This window comes from Paenibacillus sp. FSL R5-0749, from assembly GCF_038595085.1.
Lineage (GTDB): Bacteria > Bacillota > Bacilli > Paenibacillales > Paenibacillaceae > Paenibacillus.
Window position 1 is genome coordinate 823,748 of record NZ_CP152005.1, and the last position, 14,754, is coordinate 838,501.

16 protein-coding genes are annotated in these 14,754 nt (G+C 46.6%); 10 read left to right on the forward strand and 6 right to left on the reverse strand.

Features of this window, described 5'->3' with window-relative positions; translation table 11 throughout:
- The first annotated feature begins 196 nt into the window (after nt 1–196).
- Nucleotides 197–1,102 (forward strand): AraC family transcriptional regulator, encoded by a 906-nt coding sequence (locus MKY85_RS03780; protein ID WP_342571815.1) that lies wholly within the window; start codon nt 197–199, stop codon nt 1,100–1,102.
- Nucleotides 1,103–1,206: 104 nt separating this feature from the next.
- Here MKY85_RS03780 and MKY85_RS03785 read toward each other — a convergent pair whose 3' ends face one another.
- On the reverse strand, nt 1,207–2,019 hold the full coding sequence (locus MKY85_RS03785) for a hypothetical protein (protein WP_342571816.1): 813 nt from the start codon (nt 2,017–2,019) through the stop codon (nt 1,207–1,209).
- Between the two features lie 411 nt (nt 2,020–2,430).
- Between MKY85_RS03785 and MKY85_RS03790 the strand changes: the two genes are divergently transcribed.
- From MKY85_RS03790 to MKY85_RS03800, 3 genes are all read left to right on the forward strand, one after another.
- Nucleotides 2,431–2,664, forward strand: coding sequence for a hypothetical protein (locus tag MKY85_RS03790; protein ID WP_133387380.1), 234 nt, complete (start codon nt 2,431–2,433; stop codon nt 2,662–2,664).
- A 262-nt stretch (nt 2,665–2,926) separates the two neighbouring features.
- Entirely contained in the window at nt 2,927–3,757 is an 831-nt protein-coding gene (locus tag MKY85_RS03795) for an alpha/beta fold hydrolase (RefSeq protein WP_339239500.1), read from the forward strand.
- 103 nt (nt 3,758–3,860) lie between these two features.
- A complete protein-coding gene (locus MKY85_RS03800; RefSeq protein WP_339304153.1) occupies nt 3,861–4,646 on the forward strand; it encodes a class III extradiol ring-cleavage dioxygenase in 786 nt (261 codons plus the stop codon).
- Between the two features lie 167 nt (nt 4,647–4,813).
- Here MKY85_RS03800 and MKY85_RS03805 read toward each other — a convergent pair whose 3' ends face one another.
- Entirely contained in the window at nt 4,814–5,026 is a 213-nt protein-coding gene (locus MKY85_RS03805) for a hypothetical protein (RefSeq protein ID WP_017690673.1), read from the reverse strand.
- Nucleotides 5,027–5,180: 154 nt separating this feature from the next.
- The gene (locus tag MKY85_RS03810) at nt 5,181–5,720 is read right to left on the reverse strand and encodes a DoxX family protein (RefSeq protein ID WP_339239503.1); all 540 of its coding nucleotides are present in this window, start codon (nt 5,718–5,720) and stop codon (nt 5,181–5,183) included.
- 338 nt (nt 5,721–6,058) lie between these two features.
- Between MKY85_RS03810 and MKY85_RS03815 the strand changes: the two genes are divergently transcribed.
- The 4 genes from MKY85_RS03815 (at nt 6,059) to corA (ending at nt 10,383) form a co-directional block, all read left to right on the forward strand.
- Nucleotides 6,059–7,135, forward strand: a complete 1,077-nt coding sequence (locus MKY85_RS03815) for a DUF3048 domain-containing protein (RefSeq protein WP_342571817.1) — start codon at nt 6,059–6,061, stop codon at nt 7,133–7,135.
- A 316-nt stretch (nt 7,136–7,451) separates the two neighbouring features.
- Nucleotides 7,452–8,069: a DUF47 family protein gene (locus MKY85_RS03820; RefSeq protein ID WP_062836231.1), complete on the forward strand. Its 618-nt coding sequence runs from the start codon at nt 7,452–7,454 to the stop codon at nt 8,067–8,069.
- A gap of 14 nt (nt 8,070–8,083) precedes the next feature.
- Nucleotides 8,084–9,073: an inorganic phosphate transporter gene (locus MKY85_RS03825; RefSeq protein ID WP_062836232.1), complete on the forward strand. Its 990-nt coding sequence runs from the start codon at nt 8,084–8,086 to the stop codon at nt 9,071–9,073.
- 350 nt (nt 9,074–9,423) lie between these two features.
- Complete coding sequence (gene corA, locus MKY85_RS03830; protein WP_076333421.1) at nt 9,424–10,383, forward strand: magnesium/cobalt transporter CorA; 960 nt, start codon at nt 9,424–9,426, stop codon at nt 10,381–10,383.
- Nucleotides 10,384–10,610: 227 nt separating this feature from the next.
- Here corA and MKY85_RS03835 read toward each other — a convergent pair whose 3' ends face one another.
- Together MKY85_RS03835 and MKY85_RS03840 are read right to left on the reverse strand one after the other, a co-directional pair.
- Entirely contained in the window at nt 10,611–11,699 is a 1,089-nt protein-coding gene (locus MKY85_RS03835) for a DNA alkylation repair protein (RefSeq protein WP_342571818.1), read from the reverse strand.
- 135 nt (nt 11,700–11,834) lie between these two features.
- Nucleotides 11,835–12,470: a tyrosine protein kinase gene (locus tag MKY85_RS03840; protein WP_342571819.1), complete on the reverse strand. Its 636-nt coding sequence runs from the start codon at nt 12,468–12,470 to the stop codon at nt 11,835–11,837.
- Nucleotides 12,471–12,922: 452 nt separating this feature from the next.
- Here MKY85_RS03840 and MKY85_RS03845 point away from each other — a divergent pair, with 452 nt between their 5' ends.
- Both MKY85_RS03845 and MKY85_RS03850 read left to right on the forward strand, forming a co-directional pair.
- Nucleotides 12,923–13,213 (forward strand): YerC/YecD family TrpR-related protein, encoded by a 291-nt coding sequence (locus tag MKY85_RS03845; RefSeq protein ID WP_017690665.1) that lies wholly within the window; start codon nt 12,923–12,925, stop codon nt 13,211–13,213.
- A gap of 1 nt (nt 13,214) precedes the next feature.
- Nucleotides 13,215–14,000, forward strand: a complete 786-nt coding sequence (locus tag MKY85_RS03850; protein WP_342571820.1) for a CbiX/SirB N-terminal domain-containing protein — start codon at nt 13,215–13,217, stop codon at nt 13,998–14,000.
- A gap of 76 nt (nt 14,001–14,076) precedes the next feature.
- Here MKY85_RS03850 and MKY85_RS03855 read toward each other — a convergent pair whose 3' ends face one another.
- Nucleotides 14,077–14,646 carry a TetR/AcrR family transcriptional regulator gene (locus MKY85_RS03855; RefSeq protein ID WP_342571821.1) on the reverse strand — a complete coding sequence of 190 codons (570 nt, stop codon included), beginning with the start codon at nt 14,644–14,646 and terminating at the stop codon, nt 14,077–14,079.
- Nucleotides 14,647–14,754 lie beyond the last annotated feature (108 nt).

The following is a 14,754-nucleotide window of genomic DNA, read 5'->3' on the forward strand; positions in this document are numbered from 1 at the left end:
TAAACTCGGACTCCCTTTCCTACTGGAAGGGGAGTTTTCAATATGCCTGAAGAACGATCGTTTAGCATAAATTTCAAACTTGCGTTTTGAAAATCTTGTCGCCAAAAAGGTTCCTTAGACCATTGCTGCAATAGGACAACCCGATAGATAATAGAAGGAATAAGCTAGAAGCCTATGAGCCGAAAGGAATGATGGAATGCTTGCGTTTCGTTTGACGGGCCAGCCGGATTCCCGGTTGCCACTGTACCTGTATTGTGTGGGCACGCAGGAAGCGAAAGTTCTGCATAGACCGGATGGATTTCCGGTGTATCAGTTGTTTTTGTCACGGGGTGGTGAAGGGCAGTTCAGGATTCCGGGAAAAGGGACGTGGACGATGGGAGCAGGGCAGTTATTCATCGTGGAACCCGAGGTTGCGCATGAGTATGTGCCTCATTCCAAATCCAAAGAAGAACTTGGTTATATCGGTATTGGCGGTGCATCTGCTGGATCGGTACTTCATAGCGCAGGTTTGCTTCAGAACGAGCCGTATTCCATCTCCAGTTTTGAATTCATCTGGTCGCGGTTAGCAGATCTCTGGCACGCGCTGGATCAAGGAGCAACGGAGATGTGGAACACATCAACTCTGATCTACCAGCTCATTTTGGATATAGCACAATCAAAAATTGCATCGGATGTCGGTCGTGTGGATATTGGATCATCTATGGTGCAGGAGGAGATAGTAACCGGTTCGAATCGGGAGTCCGATATGGGCAAGGAGGCACTCATCCGGGCAGTAGCATTGATGCATACACATTATCAGGATGACCTGTTATTGAGGCATGTCGCTGACGCAGTGGGTTATTCGGTGCAGCATCTCAATCGATTGTTTCATCATCATTATGGCGTGACAGGACATCAATATATGCAGCGATTGCGGTTGCAGAAGGCTTCGGACTGGTTGAACAAGCATCCAAGTGCAAGCGTGCGAGAGGCGGCAGAGAACATCGGCATGGAAGTGAACTATTTTATCCGGATGTTCAAGCGGGAGTTTGGAGAAACACCAGGCAAAGGAATCAAACATCGGCACCAGCTCCAAATGGAAAAAGACCTCACGAATTCGTAAAGTGTTCCCGTGACCCTTTTACGTGTATCTATTAGTCAGAAGCGTTATTTCGTCAGAACATGAAAAAGGGACCCCTAAGGCCCCTTAATCCATGATATAACGTGTTATGCTGTTTTCTTTTGACCGAATAAAGGCCGTAACGTAGCAAGCCCCACAATGCCGATCACTGCACTCACCCATGGAGCTAGTGCAAATACCGGAAGTTTATCACGGAGCGGATACCCGACAAACAGCACGAGTACCACGACTACGATGTAGATGACGATCCCCCGAATATTGAGCTTAGGTACCTTATTTCGGTCCGCTCCTTCATCGTCTGGTCGCTCAGCAAGGCGGCGGAGCATCTCTACCAATGCGATTCCGCCAACGGCTGCAACGATCAGAGAGAACAGACTGATGTGTTGGAATGGTTCCGTGTCTCCACCATTCCAACCCACGAACAATCCTGCACATCCTTGGATCAGCATGACAAAAGACAGTGCGGCCCATGCGATCATGGCATACCACTTTGGTGTCCGTTTCGCTGGCTCGGCATTCTCCGCTGGCTGTGGTTCAGCATCGTTGGCTTTCTTTTTCGATGAAGCTGATGCATTCTGACCACGGGTTGGAGTGGATGTACCCACCTCAGTGGCAGCCGTCTTCTTCGGTGCTGTATCTGTTATCCCGAGCTGTGCATGGATGTCTTGTTCCAGATCAGGTCCGTATAGCTCGCGTGCGGGTTTGTTATCCCGCTGAGCCTGCACGATTGCTTTTCCTGCGGAGAGAATCCATTCTTCCTGTGTTCTCTCGTCCGCTGGTGCATGACGCGCAATGGTGCTGATCTCGTCATACAATTTCACATGTTCAGGTGTCATACGACTCATCTCGGTTATTTGCCGATTCTGTATTTCTTTCAGTTTCTTATAGGAAATCCCCAATGATTGCTCCCCCTGTCTACACACGTTCTGATCTTCCAGTTATCTGAAGACCCTGACGGTATTTTAGTATACGGGAAGGGCTCTCGTTTCGCAAAGTCATTCCTTATTAAAAAGCTGCTCATGGTTGGCCCAGATGCCCACACAGGCCAGAATGACACAGGTGCATAACAGTACCAGTTTACCGTGTTGTTGAATCCATTCCAATAAATGTTCCATGAATTCATTCCTTTCGGCAGAAGGATTCCGAGGCATATGCTGCCAATGATTGTTCGTTTATTTTCCCCCATTCATGTGAAAAAATACCTCAGGCATCACAGATCTAACGATTGTGTGAAGTATGCATAAAGAGCAGCCAATTCCATCACAATAGTAGCATTTCCAACAGAAATCCAAGATTGGAGTGTGCTTGTTATGGACAAACAAACAGATTTGACGCGTAAGCTGCTACTGAACAGCAACTCCCGTGGAGTTGTGGACGAGGTTGTATCCTTTGAGGAGAATCTGGAGGACACGGAGTATGCAGAAGAACTGACAGATGGGAATTTGAGGGGGAGAAGTTTCTGGGACAATAGTGATTCGGGTCATGAGCATGAGTGGAATGGACGGGTGGAGACCCACGAGATGTTCCGCAGAAGCTACGAATAACGATCCTGCAACCCTTGGTTTGAATTCCAAAAAGATAAAAGATATCCGGGCCAGCTGTCATCAGCATGGCTCATTTTTTTGCGCTTATCATCCGATAAAATGAAGACTGGCATTCGACATAGAAAGGGTCCTTCCTTACGTTGACTTGCAGGTTACGGGATGATAATATATGAATAACATCTTAATACACACTAAACTTATCGGATTATATATATTTAATAAATGAAACTTAACAGGCTAAGCGTGGAAAGGGGAAATCGGTATGGAACGTCAGATCAGTATCCGTCATGGACAGGAAGAATTAACAGCCACGATTCACTATCCGGTTGTGAAAGATATCAAGGAGGAGAAGAGTCAGCAGCGCGTACCTTTGGCAGTCATCTGCCACGGTTTCGTGGGTAGTCGGATCGGTGTGGACCGTTTGTTTGTAAAGACTGCCCGTGAGCTGGCTGAAGACGGTTATCTGGTTCTGCGTTTCGATTATATCGGTTGCGGAGAGAGCAGTGGGGAGTATGGAGCGGAGGGACTGGAGTCCATGGTGCTGCAGACACGCTCGGTGCTGGATTACGCGGTGAATTGCAGTGATGTAGATCCTACACGCGTAACGCTGATTGGTCATAGTCTGGGTGGTGCCGTTGCATTACTAACAGCTGTGCGCGATAAACGTGTCAAGAATCTGGTGATGTGGTCCTCCGTGGGTTATCCATTCAATGATATCGTGAAGATTACGGGACGGGAAGTCTACGATGAAGGCGTGAAACTGGGTGCGGCTGATTATCTTGGATACAAATTCACACCTACCTTCTTCGAATCTCTCGCTGAACATCAACCATTCCAGGAAGCAGTCAAGTTTAGCGGTGATGTTCTCGTCATGCATGGCACGTCAGATGAGATTATTCCTGTAGATTACGCATTCCTGTATCAAAAGGTATTCTGGATGCGTCAGGAAGGGCGTTGCGACAAGGAGATCATCTTCCAGGGCGATCATACCTTCTCTTCAGGTAAAGAGCGGGAACAGCTAATTACGCGTACCAGAGAGTGGCTGGGTGAACGTCAAAAGATCGAGCAGGATTGGCAGCACTGGATGATATAAATGGCAGGATTGCAACGGTTTGGGGATGTCAGCTTGGAAAAGCGCCTTCTTAGGGGTAAAATAGAAGAGTAAGCATTCTATCCGTGTCTGGAGGTTGGCAGCAATGACATTACCCGCACTTTTCATTGCGCATGGTTCTCCCGCTCTGGCGGTGGAGAGCAATGACTACACTCACTTCTTGAACCAGCTTGGAGACAGGCTGCCGGCTCCGAAAGCCATTGTCGTATTTACGGCACATTGGGATTGTCCTGAACCGTCCGTGACGATGGATGATACACATCAGACCTTGCATGACTTTTATGGATTTCCTTCTACGATGTATACGATGGAATACCCTGCATCCGGGCAGCCAGATCTGGCGAACGAGATATGTGCTTTGTTCACCCGTAGCAATCTTGCGCATCAGCCGATTCGAGGCCGAGGATTGGATCATGGCGTATGGGTACCGTTGCTCCATATGTATCCCGAAGCGAATATCCCTGTGATTGCTGTATCTGTAGACTCGCTGCGTACGCCGCAGGAACAGTATGATATTGGCCGAATGCTGGAACAGCTGCGTCATGATGATGTGCTGATCATTGGCAGCGGTGGAACGGTTCACAATTTACGTATGTTGGGCGATACGGATGAACCGCAGGAGTGGGCGGTGGAATTTGATAACTGGATTGGGGATCGCTTGGAGCAGTGGAACACAAGAGAACTGTTTCAATATGAGAAAAAAGCCCCTCATGCACGTATGGCAGTGCCGTCGTATGGGACAGAACACCTTGCGCCTTTGTTCTACGCGATGGGTACAGCGGATATGTCCCGATCAGCGAAGCGTCTATTCCAGTCTTACCCTTATGGAACACTCAGTTTGAACTGTTGGCAGTTTGGAGACGGCGTGTAACTTGGAACAGACAACAGCCTGAATATGGTGTCAGAAACCAGTTGGGTACGGATAACATGTGTTAATGTATACCATTACAATATATAAATAAAAGAAGGTTCCTTTAGACCCTTGATGGGCTAAAGGAACCTTTTTTCAATACGAGGACTTATGCATGCAATGGATCTTTATTTGCGAATTTCGAACAATTCACAGTCTGTACGCGAATGATAAGCAAGTTCACTGACACTGGATTGTACAACTACGGTATTGCTGTCAAAACGGATAATAATGCCACCCGAGTCAATCTGGTGATTATCTTTAAAAACTCGAACCTTATACTTCATATTCATGGCTTCCTGGAAGTCTGCATCGGTCTCAAGACGTCGCTGGGTCGGCATATCGTGTACTCCTTTAAAGTTCAACTTTATGTTCATCATAATATGATATTCTGTGGATGGGCAAGTCAGTCAGGACATTCAGGATATCTTGAAAAGCAAAAAGCCCTGCTCTCCGGGGGATGGAGAGCAGGGCGGCAGCGTTGTTGATTATTGTTTAAGCTGTTTTATGAGTTGGGCTAATCGTTGGTGTGTCTTTTGGGTGATTACCTTTGTTACGAGTGATCAATCCGCGAAGGTAAGGCAGTACCCAGTGATCCAGACCGATTTTACCTGCATTTGCACCAGCAACTACTAGGAAGATTTGCATCAGAACCAGTTGAGCGTTCGTGCTTACTGTACCCGAGAAGAGGAACGCGAAGTTCATCACGAGAGCCATCAGCGCAGCCAGTGTTGTGAAGCATCCGAGAATGAGTCCTACACCTACAAGGAATTCACCAAGCGGAATGATGAAGTCGAACAATCCTGCGTTTGGTACTGCGAATTTTTCAAGGAACGTTCCCCACCATGCTTGAACTGTTGGATTTTCACCCGTTGCTTTACCGACTGCCCCGGCGAGGAACCCGCCAGCTTGGAATCCGCCAGTCAATTTGCCCCATCCGTGAGTCATCCAATCGTAACCGATATACACCCGAAGTACTGTCAAAATCCACATTGCCACTTTGTTTTCTCTAAGCCATTGGTTGAAGCTGAACATATGAACCACTCCTTCATGGAATCTAGTGTGTGTTGTTTTTGTTTTTTCTAAGTGATCACCTTTGATGTCTTTATTGTATAGTCCAAAAGTCGTTTTGTTTGTGATTAAAATCACAATCTAGTTCAAATTTTAAGTAAGGTTTGAGAAGTTCACATTTAGGACATATTTTTCTCGCTATTCACTGTTTCAAATATGAATTTCACGCTGTATCAAGGCCTTCAGGGCGCAGACAAATCGGATGGGGTGTGATTAAATGGAAAGAAATACGTGAAATGGTTGCCCACATGAGACATATATCACAACTTAGAACCAGGCCATATCGTTCAGGAGGTCCTATATTGAAGCTTTTTAAATGGAACAAAGCAGCATCGGCTGCATCCCTGTTAATTCTCTCATTGAGCCTTGTTGCCTGCCAAAACCAGGAGACGTCTCAGATGCCACTTCAGCCAGAACCGACACCTGCACCTGTACAAGAAGAACAGACTGTGGAGGAGTCCAACGCTTCACTCTACACAGCACCTCTTACAGGTCTGCCTGTAGATGAAGCGATTACGCGTCGTCCCCTTGCCGTCATGATTAATAATGCACCAGCGGCTCGGCCCCAATCGGGTCTGAGTTCCGCCGATATCATTCTTGAAATCCTCGCAGAGGGAGGCATTACCCGGTTTATAGCCATCTTCCAGAGTGAAGGCGGTGCTGAGACGGTTGGACCTGTTCGCAGTATACGTCCATATCTGATTGAGCTTGGCGAGAGTTACGATGGGGTGCTTGTTCATGCCGGAGGCAGTCCGGAGGCATATTCCATTTTGCAAAGGCAGCAGAAACAGCATATGGATGAAATCTCGAATGGTGGACCTTACTTCTGGCGTTCCAAGGATCGTAAAGCGCCACACAATCTGTATACTTCAGCGGACAAATTAAGAGAAGGGGCAGACATCAAGGGTTACAGCCATGAGTTTAAATCCCCCGTTTACATCTATAACGAAGAAGGCGCGACATCCGCAGGAGAGGCAGTGAAGCAATTCGACATCCATTATTTATTGGATAGTTACCGGGTGACGTATGATTATGATGAAGTTAGCGGACGATATATGAGAATGGTGAATGGTAAAGCAGATCAGGATCTGGATAATGGGACTGCACTTGGCGCAGCGAATATCATTGTGGCAGGTGCAGATCACAAGGTGCTCGATAGTGTAGGTCGGTTGTCCGTCAATTTGGAACAGGGCGGGGAAGCCATGTTGTTCCAGAAGGGAAAAATGATTCGTGGGCAGTGGTTGAAGAAACAGGGGGATATTATCCGGTTTGTTCAGGATGGCAGTGAAGTGGCTCTTGTGCCGGGTAAAACCTTTATCAGCATTGTTCCCAATCAACCGGAATTCTCCAGTCATGTGAAGCTGGCTGTGCAGCAATGAAGGATGTAATGAAAGAAAACAATGAAACAGGTATGCATTTTGTTATCGAAAAGGCGTTATATTGTATCTTAGCGTGAAAAATAGAATCGTGTCGATTCTGTCTTTGGATGTCGAATTGTAAACGCAGTGTAAAATCTTGACTTGAATTTACCATTATTCCAAATAATTAAGATTCATTTCAGATTAATGTGATAAGAATATAAAAAAGGATCACACCTTTTGTACAAACCATGAAACAAATATGATAAGATATCAAAGGTTGTCATTTCATGTTTCATCGGTTATCGGCAATTTTTTCCGTAAAGGGGATAGGGCTATGAAGCTTAAGAAGAAGAAGGATATATTTTTTGAGACACTGGAGAACATGGCAGATACGGTTGTTCAAGCGGCAGATTATTTCTCCCAGCATGTTTCCAACCTTCAGGATGTGACTCTTTTTGCCAATGAAATGAAGAAGTACGAGTCCCAATGTGATGACTATGTGCACACAATCATTACGGAACTCAACAAAACGTTTATCACGCCGATCGAACGCGATGATATTATGGAGCTGACAACAACACTTGATGACGTATTGGACGGACTCGAAGCAACGGCTTCCCGTTTCTATATGTACCAACTGACGGATCCTGACGAATATATCGTGCAATTTGCTGAAATTTTGCGCCAATCGGCTTACGAAATTCAGAAGGCTATTCATTTGCTGTCTCAGAAAAAATTGCTGGCGATTCGTGAGTACACGATTCGATTGAATGATCTGGAAAATCAGGGTGATGAAGTGTTGCGCATGTGTATCAAGAACCTTTTCGCTACCGTTCCTGATCCGATTGAATTGATCAAACGTAAGGAAATTTACGAACGTCTTGAGACAACAACGGATGCTTGTGAACACGTAGCAAATGTGCTCGAATCCATCATCATGCGTAATTCTTAAGGAGCCAGAGAATAATGGAAACAACGATTTGGGTATTAGGTATAGTCGTCTTCCTTGCACTGGCGTTTGACTTCATCAACGGTTTTCACGACACGGCCAATGCCATTGCTACTTCAGTATCGACACGGGCACTAACGCCACGTCGCGCGATCCTTTTGGCAGCGGTAATGAACTTTGTCGGTGCGATGATGTTTACAGGCGTCGCGAAGACGATTGGGGGGAGTGTAACCGACCCCACCACGCTAGATAACGGGATCGAGGTCGTCATAGTCACCTTGATCGCTGCGATTATCTGGAACCTGGTTACATGGTGGTTTGGTATTCCGTCTTCTTCATCACACGCATTGATTGGAGCCCTTGCTGGTGCCGTGCTCGTTGGCGCAGGTTCCGATAAAGTGAAGTGGAGCGGGTTCATTGATATTGTCGGAGGTTTGCTATTATCACCTCTAATCGCATTTGCCATCGGTTATGTGGTCATGACGATTCTCAAATACATTTTTGCCAAACGCAGTCCGCATAACGTGAATAAAGGTTTCCGTACGGTACAGATTTTCACGGCAGCACTGCAAGCTTTCACACATGGTACGAATGATGCACAGAAAGCAATGGGTATTATTACGTTTGCTTTGGTTGCAGCAGGTGTACAAGATCATCTGGAAGTGCCGCTGTGGGTTAAAATCTCAGCAGCAACCGCGATGGCTCTGGGTACATCCATTGGTGGTTGGAAAATCATCAAAACGATGGGTACCAAAATCTTTAAAATTGAACCGATTAACGGTTTTGCCGCCGATCTGTCAGCTGCTTCCGTTATTTTCACAGCAACGTTGCTTCACCTTCCAGTTAGTACAACGCACGCGATCACATCAGCTATTCTGGGTGTGGGTTCCGCAAAACGTTTCTCTGCTGTGAAATGGGGACTTGCTGGACGTATCATTATTACGTGGTTCATTACGATTCCAATCACTGCTGGACTGGCAGGATTGCTGTACTGGATTATTTTCTAAAAAGAGAAGTGATCCCGTACGAATCCGGGGTTACCAGACAAACTGTTCATAACTGTGTGAATATCGGGATATGTGGACAATTATACAACCAAAATCAAGAGACGCCTGTGCATGAACGTGTGGACAGGCTGGATATGTGGATAGCCATCCGTGGAATGATAAACCAAAAGAAGATATTCCTGTGGATACAGGGAACTGTGGATAGGGAAATGAGAGAAGCCAACAGGGTTGGCTTTTTTTGTTGTCGAGTTTGTAGGTGTCTGTGGATATTTGGGGACACGTGGGAGACGTGTCTATGGTTAACGTTGTACAATGACGTAAAGATACAGGACAAGGACGTGGTCTGATTTATGATTCGTACACTCGCCATTACACGAGAACATCAAGTCTCCGTGAACGTACCGCTTACACAGCTGGATCTGAACGATTACGCCTGGGTATGGGCGGATTTTAACCAGCCAACGGAAGAGGAAAGCCGTTTGCTGGATACATATTTTCATTTTCACCCCTTAGCTATTGAGGACTGTCTGCATGTGTTGCAGCGGCCAAAGCTTGATTATTATGAAAATCTGCAGTTTCTTGTACTGCATGCACTGAACCCGTCCACACTGGAAGCCGAGGAGGTTGACTTGTTTCTCGGAGCGAACTTCCTTGTATCCTTTCATCATGGTGTACTGGAGGAAGTGGATGAAGCGTGGGAGCGATTATTGCATCATGCACATGAACGTACGATCTGGGCCCGGGGTCCGGTGGCAGCGGCCTATACGGTGATGGACAAGCTGGTCGATCATTATTTTCCGTCCCTATTTGCCATTGAGGATGAACTGGCTGAACTGGAGAACCGGGGTGGACAAGAGTCCGTTGAAGACCTGATGAATCAGGTGTTTGACTTGCGAAGCCGATTGCTGAAGCTCAGAAGAACGGTTGTACCGATGCGGGATCTGCTCTATCGAGTGGTGAACTCCCAGCATGTGCAGCGAACAGGCGAACATACGGCTTATTTTACCGATATCTATGACCATTTATTGAAGCTGACGGACATGATTGAAGCCGATCGGGAGATGACGGCCGACCTGCGCGACAGTTATATTTCCCTGAACTCCAACCGGATGAATCAGATTATGAAGACACTTACGGTGATTACGACTGTATTTATGCCGCTCACGCTGATCGCGGGTATTTATGGCATGAACTTTGCCTATATGCCTGAGCTTCAATGGAAGTTTGGGTATGGGGCGGTGCTGCTGTTGATGTTTGTGCTTGGCGGAAGTATGGTGGCCTGGTTTGTGAAGCGTGGATGGTTTAAGTAGAACGTGTTACATTTGGATAGCGGTGAGGGTAGGTAAGGGGAATTGCAGTTAGAATTACATATAAAAAAGGCCACTGGGTCATGATCTCAGGCAGAAATAACTGTAGGGAGATGATGTTTGCCAGGTGGCCTTTCTGATGCTGCTATAGATATGCTAAAAATATTCTATCCACATGTGAATAAGTATTTCTTTGGAGTGAGATGTGTATAACTTACGATTGCTTCCTGTTACTCCATTTCAAGAACAAAAGAAGTTGTTGCTGCCGCTTGACCATTCACTACAATCGTTAGCGTATGTAATCCGGCATAGTATTTTCTCGTTGTAATGATTTTGAACGACTGTTTGGTGGCTACCTTGGTTCTGCCTGTCGGATACATTTTATCAGAGCATTTGAATCGTTTGGGAGCCTGCTTGCCGTTTGCCTTCATATAACCCATCTCATATTCAATTCGCAGCATCTGTGACTCACCACTCTCATTAACAACATCAAATGAAAAATGAAGATCCTCGCCAATGGCAATCGTATCTTGTACAAGCTGAAGCTGCTCAATGTGAATGGAATCCTGCTCGTTATAACCAAAAAGACTTAGTGCTTTGGGATGTCCTTTCTTCAGTAAGGACCTGCTGGCATGCCGGACAATCCAATCTGTGTGGGCGTGTTGTCCATACCAGGTGGTGGCCAGATCCAGGACCAGTTCGGGGTGGTCTTTGGAGATGTCATTCAGATGATTGGCAACACTTTTGCGCACATAGAGGGACTCGTCCTGTTTCAATGCGTGCAGAATCGGAAGTACAGGTGTTGGATCAGTGATAAAGTTCTGAAGTTTGGCGCCCCATGGCAAACGTGGCCTACTCCCCTCACTGGCAAGTCTGCGGATATGCTCATTGTGGCTATCTGCCCACGCCATCATATGTTTCATCGTTTGCATGGGATAACGTTCAATAAACGGGCGTACCGCAAACTCGGAGCTGGAATAAGGTGTGAAGAGGGTCAGATACTTCATGGATAACTCGTAATCCTCCGGCTCAAGTCCGTTCACTTCGATAAAATCCGGTACAAACAGATATTCAACACCTCTCATATTCGGAGCGGCTTGTTCGATAATATGTAACGCTTCTTCATAATTATTGGGCAGCACTTCGGTCAACGCCAGTGTGATTCGGCGAATGCGCCCTTTGAATTCCAACTGTCCCCAGCCTTCAGCGAAAACCAATTCATGAAATAGCTGTGTATCCAGCTCTGGGTAGAATTGATGCAACAGTTCGCCTGTCCGATCGATTAATGCGGGCGTGTATTTGTCTTTGAAAAGTTCCATGGTCCGCCTCCTTTAGTTACTATCCAGTATACCTCAAAGTTGCAGAAATAAGAACATAGGTTCCTGGAATTTTATGTGTGTAGTGATGAACGCGGTTAAGGCACCCACCTTCTGTATGGGGGTGCCTGGATGAGTTTAACGTTTGCGACTTTTGGGACGGCGCTTCGTGGAATTGGATTTGCGGCGTACTGGAGTTGTGTTGCGACGACGTGGAGTGCTCGTTTGTTTATTCGTCCGCTTGCGCTTCCGTCTCCGGGGCGGTGTATATTCTTCATAGTCTGCGTCAGCCGCGCTGTTATTACTTTTACCTTTTCCAAAAGGCAGAATGCCCATAACGAGTTTCATCATCGGAGCCATCTGCTGGATGCCGCCGACGACCTTTTGCATTTTGCCTATTCCACTCATGATTCCATCAATACCGCCGAAACGGTCGATCATTCCTTTTAACTCACCGATGTTAGCTAATGAAAAGCCTGAACTGCCAGAAGCAGGTGTCGGTACCGGAGCTGGGGCAACAACCTGTGCTGCACCTCCGTATAAGTTCCCTCCAGCTACACCTTGCCCATAGGGTACGACTGCAGATGCTTCGACTTCACCGAAGCCCGGGTAATGGGGCTCTACTCCAGGGTACATCGGTTGAATCTGAGTTTCATTTAAAGACCGCTGAACCATACCGGGCGGCACATAGGCAGAAGTATGTGCCTGCCGATGTGTATGAGAAGACGGTCGGTGCCCTTGTGCTGGCTGGCGGTGATAATAATGCTGTGGCATGAACGATCACGTTCCTTCTATTGGATTTCGGAATTGCGTTCCACAAGTTTCATGACAGTGTACATCATATGCGGTAGTGGAACTCCCTTTTGTTATACTGTATGTCATTCGCGGAGAGACGGCGTAGGCGGGTATCCCGGAAAACGGGATATTTGCGGATTTGGGCGCATGGCATGATGGCAGGTTGTCAAAGAGTAAAATGTAGTTTAGACACAAAATTGTCACAATTTAACGGGTTGAAATCCTACATAAGTAATCGGATATATACAGGTGAAAACTGGGAAATAGCGGGGTAATTTCATCTGATGTGCGCGAGGGGAGGACAATAGTACCTTTTGTAAGCGGTAACATGTATTTTTATTCTGTAGTGCGTGAAATCGGTAACGCTTGAAATACCAACTCAGTGTGAGTACAATGTAGGTACACAGTAACCGCTAGGGGATGATGATGAAATGCAGCTGAAAAAGCTAAATGATAAAAGCATTGAACAACTATTTGAGGCTATTTTGACGTTAAAAGATATTGAAGAGTGTTATGTTTTCTTTGATGACCTCTGCACAGTAAACGAGATCCAATCCATGTCCCAACGGCTGGAAGTGGCTCGTATGTTGGGTAAAGGCAATACGTATAACCAGATTGAAGCAGAGACAGGTGCGAGCACAGCTACAATCTCACGTGTCAAACGCTGCCTGAATTACGGCAATGATGGTTATAAAATGACGCTGGAACGCCTGGGACGCTAACATGAAGAAGCCGGGCGTACTCATCATCAGTCACGGTTCACAGGAGCAGACCTGGGTGGAATCCGTCGATGACGCGATCTCCCGGTTGAATCTGCCTATTCCATTGCCAGTTGAAGCTGGTTTTCTTGAACTAGTGGAAGGACGCTTAATCCAGGACGGTATCGACCGACTAGAAGCACAAGGCGTAACCGATATTCTGGTCGTACCTCTATTTGTTTCATCCGGGAGTACACATGTGGATGAAATTGAATATGCCATTGGTGCAAAGGAAACACCTGATCGCGAAACGGATCTGGAGCCGTTCCATGTCAAGGCTCGGGTTCACTTCGGTTATCCAGTAGATAACGATCCGGATATTGCCGTGATGGTGTGGGATAAGGTCAAGTCACTCTCGCAGCAGCCTGAGCAGGAGACGATTCTGCTGGTGGGACATGGGAGTATTCATGATGGTTTTCGCGAGCGTTGGGAAGCCGGAATTTCTTCCCTTGCAGAGCTTGTGCAGGAAGTTAGTGGTGTAGCCCATACGGATTATGCCTTGCTAAATCCGGAGAGCGTGTATGACAAAGTGAAGTATTGGAGCGAAGAGCGGGGGAACCGGGTTATTGTGGCGCCGCTGTTTTTGAGTGCCGGTTACTTCACGAGGAACGTAATCCCGGACCGATTGAAGGAACTGGATTATGAGTATAGTGGTGAGACGCTGTTGCCACATCCATTGCTTGGGCAGTGGCTGGAGCGCCAGATCCAGATTTTGCTGGATAGATGTAATGAGGTTGGAGCTTCTTCGTGAAGTATATCAAAACCACGTCCAAGGACGTGGTTTTTTGTTTGTTGTAGACCACTCGAACACTCGAACGAGGGCCAGGTTACCCACTTATGGGAGCGTGCAAATTCAGATGTAGTTCCAGTAGATCTATTAATTGGTCAACGATCTCCTCGGCCGGATAAGGCATGGCATTCATAATCCACCACTCCAGGAGGCCTACAGCAGCGGAAGCAAGAAACTGTAGGGTAATCTCTTTTTTCATACCTTCCTGGATGCCACAGGCATCCATCTGATCCTGTACTCCCTGGACCAACAATGTCATCAACTTACTACGGAATGCCGGAATACCTTTTTTGGTTAGAAGTGTAGTATAGGTAGAGGCATACTGTTCCAGATAACGGAAAGTTCTGAGCAGCGCATCCTTGGCCGTAACAGGTGTTGTAGTAGAGCTTTCGATCATGCAGGCATCCAACAACTTTTGCAAATAGGTCTCAATGCATTGATCCAACAGGTCGAACTTGTCAGCGTAATGCAAATAGATGGTTCCTCGGTTTACGTTAGCCCGATCAGCAATATCGTTTATCGTAATTTGCTCGAAATCCTGTTCCTCCAGTAACCCGACAAAAGCTTCGATTATCGCCTTTCGTGTCTTGAGTACTCGTCTGTCCATGGCCCCTCCTATAGATGGTTTTCAACAATAAGGAAACATTCGTTGATTATTCAACAAAAGCGGATATTTTAACGATTGAAGCATAGTAGGTGCTTTGTTACTCTTATT